Origin of the sequence: Streptomyces sp. NRRL B-1347, from assembly GCF_000720325.1 — a bacterium.
In the GTDB taxonomy this organism is placed as follows: domain Bacteria; phylum Actinomycetota; class Actinomycetes; order Streptomycetales; family Streptomycetaceae; genus Streptomyces.
This window is the reverse complement of sequence record NZ_JOJM01000297.1, coordinates 1-344: the sequence shown is the minus strand read 5'-3', so window position 1 is coordinate 344 and position 344 is coordinate 1. Positions and strand designations below refer to the sequence as shown.

The 344-nt window shown below is 66.6% G+C and carries 1 protein-coding gene; it reads left to right on the top strand.

Going from position 1 to position 344, the window contains the following annotated elements; translation table 11 throughout:
- Window positions 1–344 (top strand): hypothetical protein (locus IG74_RS47400; protein WP_037827608.1); only part of this gene is annotated, 344 nt, incomplete at both ends.

Genomic DNA, 344 nt, shown 5'->3' with positions numbered 1-344 from the left:
GACGCACCGCGGGCTGGCGAACCATGTGGAGTGGGCGGAGCGTGAGCTGGCGTCGTCGGGTTCGGGTGGCGCGCCGGTGTTTTCATCCGTGGCGTTCGATTTGGTGGTGCCGAATGTGTGGGCGCCGTTGGTGGCGGGTCAGCGGGTGTGGTTGTACGGCGGTGAGTTGACGGAACTCGGGGATGCGCTGGTCGCGGCGGGGCCGTTCTCGTTCATCAAGCTGACGCCTGGTCATCTTGAGGTTTTGGATGGGCAGTTGTCGGATGAGCGGGTGCAGGAGCTGACGCGCAAGGTCGTGGTGGCCGGTGAGGCGCTTCCGGGTCAGTTGGTCGAGCGGTGGCGGC